Origin of the sequence: Komagataeibacter sp. SM21 (assembly GCF_041402665.1) — a bacterium.
GTDB lineage: Bacteria > Pseudomonadota > Alphaproteobacteria > Acetobacterales > Acetobacteraceae > Komagataeibacter > Komagataeibacter saccharivorans.
The window spans coordinates 19,510-39,129 of record NZ_JBGLOV010000006.1 but is presented as its reverse complement, the minus strand read 5'-3'; the positions used below and the strand labels follow the sequence as shown (position 1 = coordinate 39,129).

Sequence of the window (19,620 nt, the reverse complement as noted above, 5' to 3'; positions counted from 1 at the left end):
AGCACATACTGGCGGTCCCGGCAGGTCATGCGGGAACAAAAGCACAGACCGGCATTGAAATTTACATTATTGTGAGGCCGCCAGCCCTTCTATACCCGTGAAGGGACAGGGCGGATGACCATGTCACGCACCCTAACTGTAAAGGAAGAATCCGTTGCGCCGTCTTGTTGCTTTATGTCTCCCGCTCAGCATGGCCGCCTGCGCGCAGCATGCACCGCGTCCACTGGTGAATTACTGCAGACAGCCAGCCGTGACGTCCGCCGTGGTGGCAACTGCCAATCAGGGTGCGCCGCAGGCTTCCCCCGCAATCCGTTTTGAAGATGGCACGATCAAGAGCGCCGTCTATGACGACCATATGCAGGTTCTGGCCTGTCACGGCACGGTGGTGCGCAAGGATGGCACACGGCAGGATGGCGTCGCCATTGCCCGCCTGCCCCACATGCACACCGGATGGAAGCAGATCTGGCATACATCAGTCGCCACGCATCAGTGGATACCCGATGCGGATATCATCAAAAACCGGCAGGAACAGTACGCCCGCTATTACGACCATACGCCGCAGGCGTGCAAACCCTACGCGCATGAACTGTTTTACGGCACCCCGAAGTCCGATAAGGAAAACAGCACCCTGCGCGAGACGCTGTACGACTGCCTTGCCGAACACGATGTCAAACCCATGCGGCCCGTATCGGGCATTGACCATACCTACAGCCCGTTTGGCATGAATTTCTATATTCCCTACTACACCAACCTGAACGCGGACGATAACGGTCCTTTCCTTTACTGACCGGGGACCCGGACACCTGTCATGGCCATTCTGCCCATCATCCGCTTTCCACATCCCTGCCTGGAACAGGTCGCAGACCCGGTGGACGCCTCATCGGCGGCTACGCGGCAACTGGCCGCCGACCTGCTGGAAACCATGCATGCGGCACCCGGCATCGGCATTACCGCCTGCCATGCAGGCATCAGCCAGCGGCTTGTCGTCATTGACCTGCCGGACGGTGACGGGCCGCATGTCTATGCCAACCCGGAAATCGTCTGGCAGTCCGATGAAAGCGTAACCCGTGAGGAGGGCAGCGTGTCTATGCCCGGCATCCATGGCCCGATCACGCGCCCGGCGCGCGTGCGGGTGCGCTATACCCGCCCCGATGGCACACAGGCCGAGGAGGAGGCGGATGGCCTCATGGCCGTGTGCCTCCAGCATGAAATCGACCAGATCAACGGCATTTTCTGGATACGCCGCCTGTCCCGCCTGCGCCGGGAACGGGCGGTCAAACGGTTCGCCAGGCTGGAACGGTAATGGATGGGTGGACCGGGTTCAGTCCACCTTCCCGTCATCAAGCATATAGCCACTGGAACGGACCGTACGGATCAGGTCCGCCCCGCCGGATGCGTTGAGCGCCAGACGCAGCCTGCGGATATGCACGTCCACGGTGCGTTCCTCCACATGGATGCCGTCATCCCACGCCGATGCCAGTATCTCGGCGCGTGAAAAGACCCGGCGGGGATGGCGCATGAGGTGCAGCAGGATACGGTATTCCGTGGGACCAAGGGCAATGGCTGCCCCCCCACGCGTAACCCGGCGCGCGCCGTGGTCCAGCGTGACATCGGCAAAGTTCAGCACGTCTTCCACCGGCAGGGCGGAAGCCCCCGCCGCCCGGCCCATGCTGCGCCGCATGACGGCGCGCACACGCGCATGCAGCACGTCCATCCCGCACGGCTTGACCAGATAGTCATCCGCACCCAGATCGAGTGCATGGACGGAATCGCGTTCTTCCCCGCGCGCGGTCAGCATGATGACGGGCAGGTAGCGCGTGGCGGTGGCCATGCGCAGCCTTCGGCACAGGTCCACCCCTGACAGGCCCGGCATCATCCAGTCCAGCAGCACGAGGTCGGGCTTCCACTCGGTTACTTCGCGCAGGGCGTCCAGACCGTTATCCACCGGCATGACGGTGTGGCCCGCAGCCTCCAGATTGTAGGACAGCATGACGGACAGGGCGGCATCATCTTCCGCAACAAGGATGCGAAGCGGTCGGTCAGGCTGCACCGTCCCGCCCTCCCTGCCCGGAGAAGCCGCCACGCGGGCGCACGACAGGCAGGATTTCGCCCGTGGCGGTGTAATAGACCCGTTCGGCGATGTTGGTGGCGTGATCGCCTATGCGTTCAAGGTTCTTGGCGATGAACAGCAGATGCGTGCAGGCGCCGATGTTGCGCGGGTCTTCCATCATGTAGGTAACCAGTTCACGGAACATGGCGTTGTACAGTTCGTCCACCGCCGTATCGGACTGCCAGACTTCCCGCGCAAGCGTGGCGTTGCGCTGGCTCATCGCGTCAATGGCGCGGCGCAGGTTGTCCTGCACAAGGCGGCCCATGCCGCGCAGCCCGCTGAGCGAGACGCGCGACGCCACCAGTTCCGCCCGCAGCGACCGCCGCGCGATGGAAGCGGCGCAGTCGCCGATGCGTTCCATGTCCCCCGTGATCTTCAGCGCCGACACCACTTCACGCAGGTCGCCCGCCACCGGCGAACGCAGGGCGAGGATGCGGATGACCATGGCTTCCACATCGCGTTCCAGCGTATCGACCTGCGGATCGAGGTCGGATGCGATCCCGGCGGCGCTTTCGTCACGGTCGGCGATGGCGGCGATGGCCTGCGATGTCTGTCGCTCCACCAGCCCGCCCATGCGTGCCATCATGGAGCGCAGATGCTCCAGCTCCTGTTCATAACTGCGTACGATATGTGCCGATTCCTGTCCCACCTGCGAACCTTCCTGCCTGCCCGCACAATTATACGGGATGTGCCCGAAAACGGGGCTTACGATACGCTATTTGAGTATATTATATCGGTCCCGAATTTGTTCAAGACGATGTCATACCCCAGCGGGGTGGGACAAAATAATGAAATAAAAAGATTTTTTCAGGAATACGAAATGCCGCGCACACCCCGCCCCCCTGTTGTGCCCGATGCCGGTATTCTCTCATGCCGTCAGATGCTTACGGCGGCCCTTGGCATGGCGCTGGGCATGGGGCCGGGCATGGCCGCGGGTAACGACAACGTCCCCGCCACATCCACCGCCGCCCCGGCCACGTCCCATACCACCAGCCAGCCAGCCGCCCCCAAGGTGGAGCGGATGACCGTGACCAGCCAGCACGTGGTCGGCACCCAGCCCGGCGGCGGCCTGATCCGGGAGGAGGACGCGGCAAAATCCGTCAGCACCATCGGCACGGATTTCATGCGCAAGCAGGCGCCAAGTGCTACCGCGTTCGACATGGTCAGCCTGCTGCCGGGCGCCAATGTATCCTCATCCGATCCGCTGGGATTTTCACCCCAGACCAATATCAGCGTACGCGGGCTGGGCGGGGATTCGCTGGGTTACGTGCTTGAAGGCATGCCGCTTAACGACATCGCCTATTATAACGGTTATCCGGGTCAGTTCGCCGATACCGAGAATTACCAGAGCGTCTCGCTCGAACAGGGATCGGCGGATCTTGATTCCCCCGTGCTGAACGCGGCGGGTGGCCTCATGAACCTGTCCTTCCGCGATCCATCCACCCGCGCGGGTGGGTATGCGGATGTGTCCTATGGTTCGTACAACACCAACCGGCAGTTCCTGCGGCTGGAAACGGGGCAGATCGGGCATACCGGCATACGGGGCTTCGTGTCGTATTCCCATGGTTATACCGATAACTGGCGCGGTCCCGGCCATGATGAACGCCAGCATATCGATTTCAAGTTCCTGCGCGAATGGGGGGCGGGCAACCGCGTTTCGGTGCTGGGCACGTGGAATACGATGGTCGCCAGCTACTATCCCCCCGTGGACAAGGCGGACTGGCAGGCCGAAGGACCGCATGGGGCGGCAAACAACCTTGCCGCCACCTACAACCCGAACGATGCCGCGGGGGGCACCGATTACTGGGCGCTGTACCGCCAGCCCGAACGTATCTTCTACGTCGCGGCACCGGCGCGGCTGACGCTGGCGGACCGGCTGCACCTCAAGCTCACGCCCTATGCCCAATGGAGCTACGGCAACGATCCCGGCGGCACGACGATGGGGGAAACCGGAATGTTCAGCGGGGCAAGCCCCGCCGGGGTGCCCGATGCGGATGCCGTCGTGCGCGCCAACTGGACCCAGACCAGTTACCGTTCCGGCTTCAATGCCGCCCTGGACTGGCAGGTAGCCAACCATGATCTGGTGTTCGGCTACTGGTACGACTATTCCGACGATAGCGAACACCAGCCCTTTACCGCCGTAAACGGCAGCGGTTACGCGCCGGACATATGGGTGGACCGGATCAGCCGCACCGTGCTGCTGCCCGATGGCCAGCAGCTTGATGCAGGCAGCTACCATATGATTTCCCAGACCAATGCGCTGTATGTGGGCGACCGGATGCACTTCCTCAACCACAGGCTTATGGTTGATGTCGGCTTCAAGGAAGTAATGCTGGACCGCCATGGCACCACCACTTCGGCTGGCGTGCAGACGGCTGCGGGCAGCAATGCCGCTACGCCGCTGCCGCGCATCGCCATCCGCTACCGCATCACGCCCCGGCATATGGTATTCTTCAACACCACCACCAATTTCCGCACACCGGATGAAAGCGCGCTGTTTGGCGGAGTGACGGCCAGCGGGATCACAACCCAGCTCAAGAACGAATATTCCGTATCGGAAGAACTGGGCTACCGCTACAGCGGCAACCTGATTATCGGCAGCCTTACGCTGTTCAACTATGATTTCACCAACCGCGAAATCCAGACGCTGCTGAACGTGAACGGCGCGCAGGTTGATTCCACCATCAATGGCGGGGGCCAGACATCACGCGGGGTCGATGTGGAAATCGGGCTGAAGCCATGGCATCACTTCGCACCCTATCTGTCGGGGGAATACCTGCACGCGACCATTGACAGTGACATCCCCTCCACCAGCGGCATGCTGGCCACGCGGGGCAAGACAGCGGTGGAAAGCCCGACGCTGCAGGCTTCCGCCGGACTGAGTTATGATGACGGCCACTTCTTCGGTATCGCGTCGGTCCATTACACGGGCCGGCAGTATTCCACCTTCATGAATGACGAACGCATGCCCGACCACACCACGGGCAATCTTGCCATCGGCTACCGCATGGACGACCACGCCTTTCTGTCACATCCCGAATTCCGGATGAACTTCGTCAACATCACCAACCAGCATTACCTGTCCGGCGTTGCGACCCCTACCCTGACCGCAGCCGACGGGCCGCAATATTACGTGGGCGGCGGGCTGGCGGTGCTGTTTACGGCAGCATCAGGCTTCTGAAGGCCGCATGCCCGCGCCGATGCGGCGCGGGCAAGGGGATCAGCCCGGCGTAACCTGACGGCGCACGCCAAAACATTCCTCCGGTCCGGGAAAACGGCGCGCACGCACGTCATCGGCGTAACGGGCGGCGGCATCTTCAATCACATTCCCCACATCGGCATAGCGGCGGACAAAACGCGGCGTAAACGTGCCGAACACGCCCAGCATGTCATCGACCACCAGCACCTGCCCGTCACAGGCAGGCGATGCCCCGATGCCGATAACCGGCACCGGAACACTGGTTGCGATTTCACGCGCCAGAGGCTCTATGGTGCCTTCCAGCACCACGGCGAAGGCCCCGGCGGCGGCAATGGCGTGGGCGTCGTCATGCACCTTGCGGGCCTGCTGTTCATCGCGGCCCTGCGTGCGGAAGCCCCCGGTGGTGTTGACGGCCTGCGGCATAAGTCCGACATGGCCGCATACCGGTATGCCGCGCTGGACGAGGAAACTGACGGTCGCGGCCATTTCGGTCCCGCCTTCCAGCTTGACCGCGCCGCAGCCGGTTTCCGCCATGATGCGGGCCGCATTGCGGAAAGCCTGCGCCGGTGATTCCTGATAGGAACCAAACGGCATGTCCACCACCACCAGCGCCTGCCGCGATGCGCGGACAACGGCCGCGCCATGGGCGATCATCATATCCATGCTCACGCCAAGCGTATCGGGCATGCCATAGACCACCATGCCCAGCGAATCCCCCACCAGCATGACATCCACGTGCCCGTCCAGCAGGCGTGCCATGGGTGCGGTATAGGCTGTCAGCCATACACCGGGCACGTCCCCCTTGCGAACGTCACGAATGGTCCGCCGCCGGGGCTGTTCCACATTGGCCATGCTTGCTATTCCCCTGATATTCCATCTGGTACAGATGGCATCTGGCATATTGCAGCACCCCTGTGTTTGCAAATCCAACCCGGACAGGAGCGGGATAGCGTCATGGGACTTGGCCGTACCGACATATGGCAGACGGGCATCATAAACCGTCCGCTGCCTGATATCATCCGCGCCGGTACGCTGGATTCCATACCGGTTACATGGCTGCCGGACCCCGGTTCCTTCCGCTTTCTGGCCGACCCGTTCGGCATCTGGCATGAAGACCGTCTGTATCTGTTTGCCGAAGCCTATGATTACCGCGTGAAGGTGGGACGCATCGACGTATTCGTGCTGGACCGCACCCTGCGCATCCTGTCGCACCGCCCCGTTCTGGTGGAGCCGTGGCACCTGTCCTATCCCGTCATCATGCGTGATACGGACGGCAGTTTCCTGATGATGCCGGAATCGGGGGCCAGCGGCACGCAGCGCCTGTACCGGGCAACGGATTTCCCCTTTCACTGGAAAGCGGTGGAAAACTGCGTCTTTCCCGGTGCGCTGATCGATGCCTCCCCCCTGTTCCACGATGGCAGATGGTGGCTGTTCTATACCCCCTGGGATGAGGCGGCACGCCCACGGATCGATACCCTGCACGTTGCATGGGCCGACCGCATAAGCGGGCCGTGGCATCCGCATCCGGGCAATCCCGTGCGGCGCGACATACACAGTGCCCGCCCCGGCGGCACGCCGGTCGTGATGGAAGATGGCACCATCATCCTGCCCACGCAGGACTGTGCCCGGACCTATGGGGGCGCCATCACCCCGCTGGCCATCACCACCCTGACCACCAGTACCTTTGCCGCCCACCCCCTTGCGGCCCTGACAGCTCCCCCCGCGTGGCGACCGGCCACCGACGGGCTGCATACCCTGTCCGCCGCCGGGCCGGTGACACTGGTGGACGCGAAGCATACCAGCCGGTCCGTCATCAGGCGGGCCGGGGTGGATATCGGACGCATGACGCGCGAACTGATGCAGCGGTCGCGGCGTTACTGACGCGGCCGAGGTAATGCGCGTTACCGGGCGGGGGAACCTGTCCCGGATTTAATGTGATATTAATAACGATTATCATACATTCGTGCCTATAATGCGAATGGATATGGCGTATTGGCGATAGATATTCCGCCGCCCCCAGCCTGTCGCCCCGACAGGCGCCGTATCCTGTGTGACCTGTTTCCATCGCGTTGAACGCATGGCCGTGCAGGACGCAGGCAATGCCTGCGGCAATAACAATAACCGTTACGCAACATCTGCCCCCATGGCCCCAGATACTTCAAGGACCGTCCGATGCGTGAAACACGCTCCGCCCTGGCTACCTGGCATATGCAGCATTCCCGCCCCGAGCGGCTGGTAAACTATTTCGACCCCTGGCAGCCGGTTGCGCGGCAGCTTGACCTTCTTTCCAACCGGTTCCGCGCCATACGCGCCCTGTGTGACGGACAGGCGGATACCGCCATGGCGGAAGATGCCCGTCTGGCGGCGCTGTGCGACAGCCTTGCATTCCACCTGCTCAAGGCCTGCGTATGGTGGCAGGTCGACTTTTCCCCGCGCGCTGTGACGGGACTGGCGGCCACCAGTTTCATGGCCCATGTACGTCGCCACACGGATCGCATGGTGGAAGATGAAACCCTGCTGGATGTCATGACGTGGCAGCATTACATGCACCGCACCGACGCCAGTCACATCATGGTGACGGGAACCGATCCGCTGTGCCGGGGCACCACCACCATCCTGTACGGCATCGATGGCCGCCGGGGCTTCCGTTTCGCCATGCAGCGCGCGGGACAGGCGCTGGCGTGGAATGACCTGACCCATACGGACTTCATCTCGGCCTGCCTGAACGCGCGTGCGCTGCACTGCCTGATCGAGACGGAATGCACCGCCATTGGCGAATGGGATCTGGCGCGGGAGGAACACGGGCAGGCTTCGGTCTATCATACCCAGCATTTCCGCACGCCGGGACAGGCCAACCCGGTGGAGCGTTACGCCGCGGCACTGGACCAACTCAGCCGCTGCCATTCCCGTTTCGGACGTTTCGAGTTCGAGAACATCGTCAACCACATGGCGTTTTCCGTGGTGCATGCCGCCCACGCGCAGGGGGCCAGCATTGCCGACCTGCTGCGCAACGGCGCGCAGCGTCCCATCAACCCCCGTATTGCGGGCAGCCTGAAAAAACGCGCCCGCGCCCATGTCTCCACCGGCACCGACCCGCTGCGGCGCACTGAACTTGATGGCCTGCTGAAACAGGTTGAAACCGGTTTTGCACTCTCCGACCGGAGCTGAAGGATGGGGGGAGAGAAAACAATTTCTCTCCCCCCACGACATCCGGCCCTGCAAGACCTATATTCATACCGGAGTAGCAGGAGACCCCATTTATGGCGCTAGCCAAAAGCAGAATACCGGCACCCCGCCGCAGGCCAGTCCCAACACGTTCGCCGCGCGTACGTGGTGAAACGCGTCGGCTGCTGGAAATGCTGTGTATGCTGCATGGGTCGATCCATCGTGGCGCGCGCGATGCGGGTGCCCTGGTCCGCTGCGTGGTGCAGGCCCAACCCGAACTTGGCCTGCCCGACAAGGTCCTGCCCGCCGCCCCCCGCCACGATGGCGAAACCCCGCCGACCGCGACCGAGTGGAAACACCTGGGTCACGCGCTGGAGGAAGCGCGCCAGCAGCATGCGGGCGAACGGGGCTACGTGGATACGTGGCTTGAGGAACTGACACAGGCCACCGGGCTGGGCCGGGTCGCCAGCGAGATCCTTGGCCTTGCCATGTGCTACCGCCTGAACGGCCATTTCGAGCAGCTATGGGATGACCTGTGCGAAAACCGTTCGCGCGGTCCCTTCCTGTGCGAGGACATTCCCCTGCTGCACCTGCTGCTGGGGCAGGAGGAGGACGCGATCGCCACCGCTCTCGCCCCCGACGGGCAGTTGCGCATGAGCGGCCTCATGACCGTGGACGAGGACGGCGACATCACCCTGCTGCCCCGGCTCATGGCGCTCATGAACCGGCGTGCCAGCGTGGTGGGCGACATCCGTTCCCTGCTGCTGGGCCAGCCCCGCACCGCGACCCTGCCATGGGACGCCTTTTCCCATCTGGGCCAGCAGGCGGAAATTGCCGCAAAACTGCTGGAAGCGGCGGTACGGACGCATGCGACCGGCATCAATATCCTTCTCTATGGCCCCCCCGGCACCGGCAAGACCGAATTTGCCGCCACGCTGGCGCAGCATATCGGCGCGATCCTGTATCCGGTAGGCGAGGCCGACAGCGCGGGCGATGAGCCCTCGCGCCATGAACGGCTGGCCGACCTGCGGTGCAGCACGCGCCTGCTGCGCAACACGGATTCGATCCTGCTGTTCGACGAGGCGGAGGACCTGTTCACCGCCAGCCTGTTCGATCCGCCGCAGTCCTACAGCCGGGTGTTTTTTCACCGTCTGCTCGAACAGGGTGGAACCCCCGTGATCTGGACGGCAAACGACCTCAATACGCTTGGCCCCGCCATCGCGCGGCGCATGGCGCTGTGCATCGAGGTACGCCAGCCCGGCATCGGCGTGCGCACGCGCCTGTGGCAGGACATGGCGCGGGAGGAAAAGGTGGCCCTGGCGCCCGAGGATGCGGCGGACCTTGCGCGCGCCATTCCCGCCGCCCCCGCCATCTTCCGCAATGCGCTGCGGTCCACCCATCTGGCGGGTGGCGATTCGGCCATGGCCAGCATGATCGCGACCGGCATCGCGCGCGCGGCGGCGGGCGGGCAGATGCCCATGCCGTCACAGCCCGAGGTCGCCGATTACGACGAAACGCTGATCAATGCGGATTGTGACCTGCAGGCCCTGACCCGGCGGCTGGCGCGCCCCGGCGCACCCCGTGCGGTCTCGCTACTGCTGTCCGGCCCGCCGGGTTCGGGCAAGAGTGCATATGCCCGCCATCTGGCCAGCCAGATGGACATGCCGGTACTGCAGAAGCGTGCATCCGACCTGCTGGACAAATATGTGGGCCAGAGCGAACAGCAGATTGCCGCCGCCTTTGCCGAGGCATGCGACAGCGGGTCCTTCCTGATCATTGACGAAGCCGACAGCCTGCTGGGCGATCGCCGTGGGGCCGAACGGTCATGGGAGATCAGTCAGGTCAATGAAATGCTGACATGGATGGAACAGCATCCCCTGCCCTTTGCCTGCACCACCAACCTTGTCGAAAAGCTGGACCCCGCCAGCATGCGGCGTTTCCTGTTCCGCGCCCGCTTCGGCTATCTGAAGCCTGAACAGGCAGCCCATGCCTTCCGCCGTTTCTTCGATCAGGAACCACCCGCCGCGCTGCGCCATGTCAGCACGCTGGTCCCGTCCGACTTCGCGCTGGTACTACGCCGGGCGCGGCTTCTGGACGAAAACCCCACGCCAGATGAACTGCTTGAACGGCTGCGGGCCGAAATAGCGGGGCGTGACGGCAACCGGCGGATCGGGTTCCTGTCCTGATCACCGGACGGACACGAGTGCATTCATAAGGCAGATAACCGAAAGGCCGGGCGTCCCGGCCTTTCGCGCATATGGCCCCGTACGCAGTCCTATTGCGGTGGATGGGCTGCGGCATCCGCCTCCACCGCGCATTCGGCGGCTGGCGGGGCGGCCATGGTGGTGCGCAGGGCCGTGACCTCCGCCCGCGCTTTGTCCATTTCCTGCCGGAAGCCCTCGTCCTGTTCCATGGCGGAATACAGCACGCCGCCATTCATCCAGCCTGCGGCGACATCGCTCTGCCACTGCACGCCACAGACAACCCGGCTTTCACCAAAAACCCGCGCGCGCTGCATGATCCATGCCGTGCGTTCGGGCAGGATATCCGCCAGAATCAGGCCCGCAACCCAACCCAGCGTCGCATGGAGCGAAGGATAGGACGGGTCCTGCCGCAACTGCGCCCGCAGCGGAATGCACCGCGGCAGTTCGGCTTCGGTAAACGGGCGGGGACGATTCCACAGTTTCTTCTCCGCCTGTACCGCAGGGGTCAGCCGGTGTTCGAGCCGGGTAAACAGCCCCACCAGTTCGGGCAGGCGTTCAGGCGGCAGTGTAAACCCCACGGCACAGGAAAAGGCCGAGACCATATGCGCGGGCGTATCGCGGTTGTCCGCCTGCGCTAGTTTCCATCGCGGCGTGTTTTCCAGCACGCGGGTCGCGCCATAGATGCTGGCATCAGCCGCACGCTGGGCAGTATCCGGGCCGGGTGGGGGCGGCAGGAATACCTGCCCGTCGGGCAGGGGTGGACCTGCGGGCACCTCCGCCTGCGCGGCCTGATCGTGGGCGGCCGTAGCAGGATGATGATGATGCGGATGCGCCCCCGCGCGCAGGGGTGTCCCCAGCAGGGGCAGCACGACGCAGGCGGCCAGTCCATACGAAGTGGCAAAACGTTCGAGACGCATCATGTTCCTGTCAGTACACCGGTCGCCGCAGGTCATGGGCGCATATGACCTTTCCCCGCGCATAGCATGCGCGCGGGACGTGGCAAATCCCCGATGGCGGCGATGCGCCTTCTGCCCGACCCTGTTTTATGGCAGACTGACGCCACAGCCCGGAGGCACGCAGCAATGAACCGCAGAAACCAGATATGGCCCACATCGATCAGCCCGGTGCGCATCGCGCTGTGCGTGATCGGAATGACGCTGGTGGTGGTCCAGTTCATGTACGGACTGCATATCAGTCCCGATGCCATGCCCGGTCAGGTCATGTTCCACATTGCCATGCTGACACTGGGGATGATCCTGTTTCTGGCGGGGATGTGGGGCCCATCACTGTAGAACCCGCCTGGAACGGGTTCAGCGGCGTTCGGAATCCGCGCCGCTGCCTTCATCCGTGATCCCCGCGCGGGAGGGGGCGTCGGACCCCGGCTGCACGGTACGGCTCATGCGTTCCACACCCCTGTCATCACCAAAGCCCTGACCCGATACCCGGCGGCGCGGGACGGGATTTTCCATCAGCACGTTTTCCAGTGCTTCGGGGTCGGTGCGTTCGGCTTCGTCAAACAGTTCGTCGGCCCGGGCCTGATCGCCTGCGCGTTCAGCGCGCAGCCCGGCCTCCGCCAGTCGGCGCGCGGTGCCATGCTTGCCTTCGCCCGCATCATCGGGGCGGTCATCATCATTCATGAAACGGGGCATCTGTATTCCCTTTCCTGACGGTTGGTAAGCAACGGATTACCTGCTGCCAATCATCGCGCCAAACCGGGATACAGTTCAACAGGAAAATAAATTCCTCCATCCGTAAACTTATTACTTTAAGATAACGAGAATTGTTCTTGAAAATTACTCAATGTACACACGGCATGCGGCAGTCATCATCGAAACTGACTGCACATCATCAGAAAAGAAATCCGGGCAACAGTCCTACCGGTCCGTCAGCGTGTAAACGCTGCTGAAATCCAGATCCCGCGCCACATAGATCTGCACCATGTCGCCCTGCTGCACATACAGGCTGGGGGGCACGTTGCTGGTCTGGGCAAGGATGATCTTTTCCACCTGCCCCACGACGGAATTGGTGTCATCGCTGCTGGTGGAAATACTGGTCGTGCCGGGTTTGGACGCAAGGTTGGTAATCGCCTGCACCATCATCTGCCCGACATTGGTAATGATCGACACCATGATCGCATCGCCAAAACGGGCCCAGAAATGGGTATTGACCTTGCCCTTGACCCCGCTGCCGCCAAGGGGCGTGGTGCCGGGGCTGAGCAGGTCGATCGTGACCCCTTCCGGATTGCGCAGGCGCAGCCAGTTCACGAAAATCCGTTTCTGGCCATATTGCAGGGCGGATGTCACTTCGCCTTCCGCCACCGCGCCCTTGTCGATCAGCCGGACCTTGCCATTGATGGAATAGACATCGTGGCTGACGCGGCACGTCACCATGCCCGGCAGGGTGGTGTTGATTTCGTTTATCATGCCGCACGGTATCAGCGTGCCCTTGCCGACTGTCAGGTTCTGGTTATGCATGACCGTGGCGACAGCAGGGGTCATGCTGTCAGGCTGAAGGCGGGTCAGCAGCACGTTATCAGTCTTGGCGGGAGCGGCGGCCGACGTGGCGGACGATGCGGCAGCGGTATCGGCTACGGGCGTGGCAAACACGAAATCATGGCCGAGCCTGCGCTTCATGGCGGCGTCTTCCACGCTTTCGACAGCGGGCGCGGGCGGGGTGGGTGCCGCCACGGGCGTTGCCAGACAGCCCGCCTGTCCCTGACCATCCACGACAACCGTGCCACCGGGGCATTTCAGCGTGATGCGGGCCGGATCATCCGCCCGTGCCCCGCGCCCGGTCAGGGCAAGCATCATCAGGGAAGCCAGCGCAAGAGGCAGCGGAAGGCGCACGCGCATCACGATGCCCCATCGCGCGCGACACGCCGGACAACAGGCGAGATGGTGCCATTTTCCGCACTGCCGAGCGAAGGATTATACCCGTCATTCACAACGCCAATGACCAGACTTCCGTAACGGATGCGCCACTGCCGCGCCGTCATCTGGGCGGCAAGGATATTATGGTCACGCCCCAGCACGACCGCATTCACTATCGTTTCCTGACCGCTTTCATTCATGACGTATAATGCGGGCAGGACGCCGTTTTCGGGAAAGCGGAAATAGGTGAAGCGGTAATCATCCCATACATTCAGCGGCGCGATGGCCCGGTCCCTTGTCCCGTCGGAACGGCGATAGGCGGTATTGTGCGGTCCGTCGCCATACACATCGGCCAGTTCCGCCTGAATGTGGCTGGCGCGATCGGCGGCGGCTTTCCGGCTGTTTTCCTCGTCGGGGTAGAGATAGGTCAGCTCAACGGTCGCCTGTTCCACAGCCCACGGGGTGGGGGCGAATACGGTGCGGACATGTCCATCCGGTCCCTTTTCCTGCCGCCCGCCCACGTAATGCAGCAGGATATGGTAGACATGGCGGTCGGTCACGATGGTCAGGTTGGTGTCACTCTCCTGCTCACGGGGGCGGATGAAGCAGTGGTTTTCCCGGCAGGCGAAGGACCAGCCGCCTTCCTCGCCAAAGGCATGGGTGACGTAATGCTCCTCCGGGGAGAGGGTGATGTCGGTCGCAATCCCGACGACGCCATCAATCTCCACCGTGTCACGCGGGTTATAGACAACCGACTTGATACGATAATCGTAGGGGGAAACACTTTTGCTACCTGTCGCCCGTGCGCCATCGGGATACAGGCAGACAGCCGCGAACCCGGCCATGAAACTACCGGCCATCAGCGCCCGCAGGCCGGGCAGATACAGTTGCCGCATCATGCCCCACCCGCCTGTGCCGCAGGCGGGACAGCGGGGGCAACCGCGTCCGCGTGACCGGACAGTTCCGGCGGCATGCCATGGTTGACCGGCACCAGATACAGCATATTGGGCTGGGTGACGTGACCGGGGCGCGCAGCACAGGCGGCCAGCAGCATGCCCGTCGCCACCATCATACTGACCCGGACGCTGGCGGGATGACGACTGAAAAACCCTGATTCCGCTCTCACAGGCAGGGACATCCGGCTATAACCGGAATGACCGCTGACTGCTCAACACCATGTTTTGATAACCCGCACATGGCAAAAGGATAAAAAAGCCCCTCATGCTTTGCAAGTCTGGGACAGAAAAAGCGCAATCCTGCTGGCGGATGGGACTGGTCATGCTCTGCGCATCAGCAGCCCCGACATGGGCCACGACCATCCCGGCTGTGGAGACGATGAGCCCTGTCGAAGCACTGGGTCGCCGCTGCGCGCCGGATCTGTCACCGCGCACGCTTGCCCTCATGATCCGGCAGGAATCAGCGGGCGTGCCATGGGCGGTCCACGTCAACGGTCGCTATCGCCTGCCCCGCGCACCGGCCAGCATGGCGGAAGCGGCAGCGACCGTGCGCTGGCTTGCGGATCACGGCCATGATTTCGATATCGGGCTGCTACAGGTCAACAGCCGCACCATAACCCGGCTTGGCCTGTCCCCCGCAGCGGTACTGGAACCGTGCCGGAACCTGCATGTGGCAAGCCACGTCCTGCATGACTGCTACAGCGCACAGCCCCCTTCCGGCACGGCGCAGGACAGGCTTCGCCATGCGCTGAGCTGCTACAATACGGGCAGCCCCGTCCGTGGCCTGCGTAACGGGTATGTCGCCGGACTGCTGGCGCTTGCGGCACAGCATGACAGTACCCCTGAAACACTGATGATCCCGGCCCTTGAGGCCCCGCCCCCTGCCGATGGCGGCAGGACCCGGCCCACATCCATCGCGCCACCCACTACCAATGGCCCACAGGACAGCCCGCGCGGACGCGACGCCTTTACCCAGGCCCCGGAAGACGTCTTCACGCCCCCACCGCACCCTCCGGCCCCTGCGCAATAGGGGCAGACCTGCGCCGCACCGGGGGCATCCATGCCTAAAAACCGCCACGGGATCAGGGAGCTGTGCATGTAATATCATGCCTGCTGTCAGTCCCCGCCATTCGGGGAGACTGTTATGAAATGGAGTAACCCATGTCCGATCTGATCGTTGTCGGTTTTGACCGCCCGGATGAAGCCACGGCCGCGCTGACCGAATGCAAGAAACTGGAAAAGGAATACCTTCTGGACCTGGAGGACGCAGTCGTCGTGGTCCGCGGACCGGATGGCAAGCTGCACCTGCAGCAGAGCGTCAACCTGGAAAAGGTCGGTGCATCCTACGGACTGTTCTCCGGCGGGTTCTGGGGCGCGCTGGTCGGGCTGCTGTGTCTGAACCCGCTGGCCGGTTTTGTCGCGGGCAGCATTGTCGGCGCGGGTGCTGGCGCCATTGCGGGCAAGATGTCCGATTACGGGATTGATGACAATTTCATCAAATCCCTTGGCGGCACCATCCCGCCCAATACATCCGCGCTGTTCGTGCTGGTGCGCAAGTCGCAGCCCGACAAGGTGCTGACCGATCTGGCGCAGTTCAAGGGTCATGCCCGCGTGCTGCAGACCTCGCTCTCGCCTGCGGATGAAGGCAAGCTGCGCGCGGCACTGGGCCAGATGGCCGCACCCGCCGCCTGACTATACCCCCGCCGGGTATCCAGACCCGGCGGGACCAGCACCTGATCCCACACGCAGGCGTGATGGCACCGCATCCATACGGATGATATGCTCGGCCCATGCACACGATCCGTCCCCGCAGGCGTCTGCGCGATACAGTCCTTGCGGCCCTGATGCTGGCTGCGGTCCCTTTTGCGCCCGCCGCGCTGGCGGATGAGGCGCTGCATACGGCGTGGACCTCCCCACGGGTGTTCAATGCGGTCGCCGTGGCCGATAACGGCCGGATGTTCGTCTCCTTCCCCTATTGGGGCGGCGGGGGCGACGGACCGACGGTGGCCGAAATCGACCGTAATGGTCAGCCCCATCCTTTTCCCGATGCACACTGGAACCGCCCCGATGGCAGCAGGGGGGATCTTCAGCCCTTCGTACGCGTCAATGCCATCCGGATCGGGCCGGACGGACTGCTGTGGGTCGTTGATTCAGGCGATGCGAATGTAGGTGGACCACCCAACCCGCCTGATGGCGCGCCCGCGCGACTGCTGGCGTTTGATATTGAAACGGGCAGTGTGAAACATGTCATCACGCTACGCGCCGCCAGCACCGCGCATAGCTACATGGATGACATGCGCTTCCATAACGACATGATTTTCGTAACCGATGCGGGTGATCCGGCGCTGGTTGTGGTAAACCTGCGCACGGGACAGCAGCGGCGCATTCTGGCGCATGACCGCTCCACCACGGATGAACGGCCCATGTATGCCGAAGGCAGGCTGCTGACCACGCATGGCAGGCCGGTGCGCGTCCATGCCGACCAGCTTGAGGTCTCGCCAGACGGGCAGAAACTCTATTTCCAGCCCAGTTCCGGCCCCATGTGGGTCGCCCCCACGGCGGCACTGGAAAACCCTGCCCTGTCCGCTGCCGACCTGTCCCATGCCGTAAGCCAGTTTTATGACACCCCCACCACCGGCGGTTCAGCCATTGATGGGGATGGCAACCTGTATGTATCGGATGTGAATACGCTGCGTATCCTGCGCATCACGCCACAGGGCAAGGCCACGACGCTGGTGCGTGACAGGCGTCTTGTCTGGGCCGATGCCATGTGGATCGACAGTCACGGCACGTTATGGATACCCGCCGTGCAACTGAACCGCACCGCGACATTCCAGCCCGATGGGGTCAGCCGCCTGCATCTGCCGGTTGCGATGTATACCATGGACCTGCACCTCAAACCCGTGCGCTGACGTACGCGCCCCTTCAGCGCATCAGAGCTGGAGGATGGAGGAGAAGTCGAAATCCTGCCCCGCCGGGTTTTCACCCAGCCGGATAAGGGTGGGCGAGGGCATGCTGTAAGGCGGGACGGGCAGGTTATAGGGCGCGGGCGCGCCACGGAATACACGCCCGGCCAGATCGAAACGCGAACCATGGCAGGGGCAGGCATATCCTCCCGGCCAGTTTCCCTCCCCCTGCCCTTCGGGCAGCGGGCGGTAGGTCGGCACACAGCCCAGATGGGTGCAGATTCCCACAACGACGCCATAACGCGGATCAAGCGAACGGTGCCAGTTCGCGGCATAGGGTGGCTGCTGCCCGGCCTGTGACTGCCCATCTCGCAGGCGACCGGTCAGGGCTGCATCCTGCAGTGCGCTCAGGGCTTCAGGCGTGCGGTGGGTAATGAAAACCGGCCTGCCCTGCCATGTCACCACGATCTGCTGCCCCGGCGGCAGGGCGGATACGTCCACATCCACCGGCAGGTGTGCCGCCGCGCCATCGCGCGGGGCGAGGCTTTGCAGAAAGGGCCACAGGCATGCACCGACACCCGCTGCTGCGGTGGTGGCGGTAACAAGCCCAAGGAAATTCCGACGCCCCGCGGGCGTGGACTGTGTATCGGGCGGGTTTTCCATCGTCGCATTTTTATCGTGGTCGCGGCCTGAAAGGAAGGGTTTAGGGCAACCCCGCCCCGGTCATGCGCGTAAGTGGCTGGCTGACAAACCGTGCCAGACAGGCTGGCGGCGTCACCCGATATGTGTATATCTGCGCGCCCCCAATTCCGTTTGCAGTTTCCTGACCCATGGATTCGGCATCGCTGCCGGAACGTTATCCGTCAGGATCACCCGACCAGCCGGTTACGCCGTTACAGAGAGGTCCGTCATGCGCCTTGTCCTCGCACTGCTTTTGCCGTGGTTGCAATTTTTTACAATTGGCCGCCCCTTCGCCGGGCTGGTCTGTCTGGTCCTGCAATTCACCCTGATTGGCTGGCTGCCAGCCGCGATCTGGTCCGTCTATGCGCTGAGCCAGTATGAGACCGATCGCAAGATTTCCCGCATGACCCGCACCTGAGGCCTGCATGAAGCTCTACATCTACGATCACTGTCCGTTCTGCGTAAAAGCGCGGATGATTTTTGGCCTGAAACAGATTCCGGTCACCGAAATCATCCTGCTGAATGATGATGTTGAAACCCCGACCCGCATGGTCGGACGCAAGCTGGTGCCCATTTTAGAGCACGACGGGCAGTTCATGCCCGAAAGCATGGACATCGTAACCCATATCGACGCCATGGACGGCAGACCGGTCCTGACCGGGCCGACACGCCCGGAAATCAGCCGATGGATGGCGGCGGAACAGCCGGTCTACATCGACCTGATCCTGCCCCGCTTCGCGGCGTCTCCGCTGCCGGAATTCGCCACCACCGCCGCGCGTCTGTATTTCATGCGCAACAAGGAAGAAACGGTGGGGCCGTTTGCCCAGCGTCTGGCCGAAAGCGACAGGCTGCGCGCCAGCACCAATGCCGGACTGGCCCGTCTGGCCGGACTGATCGAAAGTCCCGCCGCGGTTAACGGCACCCTGTCCACCGATGATATCCATCTGTTCGCCCATCTGCGCAGCCTGACCATCGTGGCGGGACTCGACTGGCCGCAGGCTGTACGTGCCTATTGCCAGCACATGTCACAGGCCACTGGCATACCGCTGCTGGACGGCATGGCAGGCTGAAGCATCGGGGTACGGAAGGGCACGTCCGGAGAGGGGTGGAAACTGTCAGGGTAGGCAGGCCGTTTCCCCCAGGACAGTTTCGACACGACGGGAGATGCCCCCATGTCACAATCACATGAAAATCCGCCGCCAGGCGCAGGGCGGCGTGGCGCCACGCCATTCGAGGTATGGGTAAGAAGATCCCTGCACGCAAGATTCGACATGGTATGTGCCGAAAGCATGCCCATGGAAATCCTGACCCAGTTTGAGATGACCAGCGAGGCGCTATGTCCCTCCGCCCGGTCGCCCCCATGTAAACCCCGTGGCATGGATAGCTGACGCCCTGCCTGAACGGACCATTCAGGTGTGGATTTTTTTTGCCAGACTCGTCCCGATTCCATATGACAGGCTTCCTGTCCACCCATGACAGAACGCAAGGGATTCCTGATTATGGCTGAAAATAGCCGTTTATTGTCTCTT

At 62.9% G+C, this 19,620-nt stretch carries 22 protein-coding genes; 13 read left to right on the top strand and 9 right to left on the bottom strand.

Features of this window, described 5'->3' with window-relative positions; all coding sequences use genetic code 11:
* The first annotated feature begins 154 nt into the window (after positions 1-154).
* The gene (locus ACBR42_RS07900) at positions 155-787 is read left to right on the top strand and encodes a hypothetical protein (RefSeq protein ID WP_254057983.1); all 633 of its coding nucleotides are present in this window, start codon (positions 155-157) and stop codon (positions 785-787) included.
* Between the two features lie 21 nt (positions 788-808).
* Complete coding sequence (locus tag ACBR42_RS07895) at positions 809-1,303, top strand: peptide deformylase (RefSeq protein ID WP_110548208.1); 495 nt, start codon at positions 809-811, stop codon at positions 1,301-1,303.
* Between the two features lie 18 nt (positions 1,304-1,321).
* Here the strand turns inward: ACBR42_RS07895 and ACBR42_RS07890 are convergent, their stop codons facing one another.
* Both ACBR42_RS07890 and phoU read right to left on the bottom strand, forming a co-directional pair.
* On the bottom strand, positions 1,322-2,050 hold the full coding sequence (locus tag ACBR42_RS07890) for a response regulator (protein ID WP_102325350.1): 729 nt from the start codon (positions 2,048-2,050) through the stop codon (positions 1,322-1,324).
* Complete coding sequence (gene phoU, locus ACBR42_RS07885; protein ID WP_102325349.1) at positions 2,040-2,759, bottom strand: phosphate signaling complex protein PhoU; 720 nt, start codon at positions 2,757-2,759, stop codon at positions 2,040-2,042. The genes ACBR42_RS07890 and phoU overlap by 11 nt, the downstream gene beginning before the upstream one ends.
* Before the next feature lie 171 nt (positions 2,760-2,930).
* Between phoU and ACBR42_RS07880 the strand changes: the two genes are divergently transcribed.
* A complete protein-coding gene (locus tag ACBR42_RS07880) occupies positions 2,931-5,291 on the top strand; it encodes a TonB-dependent receptor (protein WP_132305140.1) in 2,361 nt (786 codons plus the stop codon).
* A gap of 39 nt (positions 5,292-5,330) precedes the next feature.
* Here the strand turns inward: ACBR42_RS07880 and panB are convergent, their stop codons facing one another.
* Entirely contained in the window at positions 5,331-6,161 is an 831-nt protein-coding gene (gene panB / locus ACBR42_RS07875) for a 3-methyl-2-oxobutanoate hydroxymethyltransferase (protein ID WP_371207680.1), read from the bottom strand.
* A gap of 102 nt (positions 6,162-6,263) precedes the next feature.
* On the opposite strand from panB, the gene ACBR42_RS07870 reads away from it, so the two are divergent.
* From ACBR42_RS07870 to ACBR42_RS07860, 3 genes are all read left to right on the top strand, one after another.
* The gene (locus ACBR42_RS07870; protein ID WP_371207679.1) at positions 6,264-7,190 is read left to right on the top strand and encodes a formyl transferase; all 927 of its coding nucleotides are present in this window, start codon (positions 6,264-6,266) and stop codon (positions 7,188-7,190) included.
* Between the two features lie 291 nt (positions 7,191-7,481).
* Positions 7,482-8,477 carry a hypothetical protein gene (locus ACBR42_RS07865; RefSeq protein ID WP_102325345.1) on the top strand — a complete coding sequence of 332 codons (996 nt, stop codon included), beginning with the start codon at positions 7,482-7,484 and terminating at the stop codon, positions 8,475-8,477.
* A 188-nt stretch (positions 8,478-8,665) separates the two neighbouring features.
* Positions 8,666-10,660 (top strand): AAA family ATPase, encoded by a 1,995-nt coding sequence (locus ACBR42_RS07860; protein ID WP_102325654.1) that lies wholly within the window; start codon positions 8,666-8,668, stop codon positions 10,658-10,660.
* Between the two features lie 89 nt (positions 10,661-10,749).
* Here the strand turns inward: ACBR42_RS07860 and ACBR42_RS07855 are convergent, their stop codons facing one another.
* Positions 10,750-11,595, bottom strand: coding sequence for a phosphatase PAP2 family protein (locus ACBR42_RS07855; protein WP_102325653.1), 846 nt, complete (start codon positions 11,593-11,595; stop codon positions 10,750-10,752).
* A 165-nt stretch (positions 11,596-11,760) separates the two neighbouring features.
* On the opposite strand from ACBR42_RS07855, the gene ACBR42_RS07850 reads away from it, so the two are divergent.
* Entirely contained in the window at positions 11,761-11,970 is a 210-nt protein-coding gene (locus tag ACBR42_RS07850; protein WP_102325344.1) for a hypothetical protein, read from the top strand.
* A gap of 18 nt (positions 11,971-11,988) precedes the next feature.
* On the opposite strand, the gene ACBR42_RS07845 is transcribed toward ACBR42_RS07850, so the two are convergent.
* From ACBR42_RS07845 to ACBR42_RS07830, 4 genes are all read right to left on the bottom strand, one after another.
* Positions 11,989-12,327 carry a hypothetical protein gene (locus ACBR42_RS07845; protein WP_102325343.1) on the bottom strand — a complete coding sequence of 113 codons (339 nt, stop codon included), beginning with the start codon at positions 12,325-12,327 and terminating at the stop codon, positions 11,989-11,991.
* 225 nt (positions 12,328-12,552) lie between these two features.
* On the bottom strand, positions 12,553-13,530 hold the full coding sequence (locus ACBR42_RS07840; RefSeq protein WP_371207678.1) for a TrbI/VirB10 family protein: 978 nt from the start codon (positions 13,528-13,530) through the stop codon (positions 12,553-12,555).
* Entirely contained in the window at positions 13,530-14,447 is a 918-nt protein-coding gene (locus tag ACBR42_RS07835; protein ID WP_282759002.1) for a TrbG/VirB9 family P-type conjugative transfer protein, read from the bottom strand. Before ACBR42_RS07835 ends, ACBR42_RS07840 begins: the two co-directional genes overlap by 1 nt.
* A complete protein-coding gene (locus ACBR42_RS07830; RefSeq protein ID WP_132305144.1) occupies positions 14,444-14,674 on the bottom strand; it encodes a hypothetical protein in 231 nt (76 codons plus the stop codon). Before ACBR42_RS07830 ends, ACBR42_RS07835 begins: the two co-directional genes overlap by 4 nt.
* A gap of 152 nt (positions 14,675-14,826) precedes the next feature.
* Between ACBR42_RS07830 and ACBR42_RS07825 the strand changes: the two genes are divergently transcribed.
* The 3 genes from ACBR42_RS07825 to ACBR42_RS07815 all read left to right on the top strand — a co-directional run bounded on the left by ACBR42_RS07825 (position 14,827) and on the right by ACBR42_RS07815 (position 17,416).
* Positions 14,827-15,534 carry a lytic transglycosylase domain-containing protein gene (locus ACBR42_RS07825; protein WP_371207677.1) on the top strand — a complete coding sequence of 236 codons (708 nt, stop codon included), beginning with the start codon at positions 14,827-14,829 and terminating at the stop codon, positions 15,532-15,534.
* Between the two features lie 131 nt (positions 15,535-15,665).
* Positions 15,666-16,196, top strand: a complete 531-nt coding sequence (locus ACBR42_RS07820; protein WP_102325340.1) for a DUF1269 domain-containing protein — start codon at positions 15,666-15,668, stop codon at positions 16,194-16,196.
* Between the two features lie 98 nt (positions 16,197-16,294).
* Positions 16,295-17,416, top strand: coding sequence for an L-dopachrome tautomerase-related protein (locus ACBR42_RS07815; protein ID WP_371207676.1), 1,122 nt, complete (start codon positions 16,295-16,297; stop codon positions 17,414-17,416).
* Between the two features lie 21 nt (positions 17,417-17,437).
* Here the strand turns inward: ACBR42_RS07815 and petA are convergent, their stop codons facing one another.
* Positions 17,438-18,073 carry a ubiquinol-cytochrome c reductase iron-sulfur subunit gene (gene petA / locus ACBR42_RS07810; protein WP_102325338.1) on the bottom strand — a complete coding sequence of 212 codons (636 nt, stop codon included), beginning with the start codon at positions 18,071-18,073 and terminating at the stop codon, positions 17,438-17,440.
* 247 nt (positions 18,074-18,320) lie between these two features.
* Between petA and ACBR42_RS07805 the strand changes: the two genes are divergently transcribed.
* The 3 genes from ACBR42_RS07805 (at position 18,321) to ACBR42_RS07795 (ending at position 19,479) form a co-directional block, all read left to right on the top strand.
* Positions 18,321-18,509, top strand: coding sequence for a YqaE/Pmp3 family membrane protein (locus ACBR42_RS07805; RefSeq protein WP_102325337.1), 189 nt, complete (start codon positions 18,321-18,323; stop codon positions 18,507-18,509).
* Between the two features lie 7 nt (positions 18,510-18,516).
* Complete coding sequence (gene grxB, locus ACBR42_RS07800; protein WP_102325336.1) at positions 18,517-19,161, top strand: glutaredoxin 2; 645 nt, start codon at positions 18,517-18,519, stop codon at positions 19,159-19,161.
* 102 nt (positions 19,162-19,263) lie between these two features.
* Positions 19,264-19,479: a hypothetical protein gene (locus ACBR42_RS07795; protein WP_102325335.1), complete on the top strand. Its 216-nt coding sequence runs from the start codon at positions 19,264-19,266 to the stop codon at positions 19,477-19,479.
* Positions 19,480-19,620 lie beyond the last annotated feature (141 nt).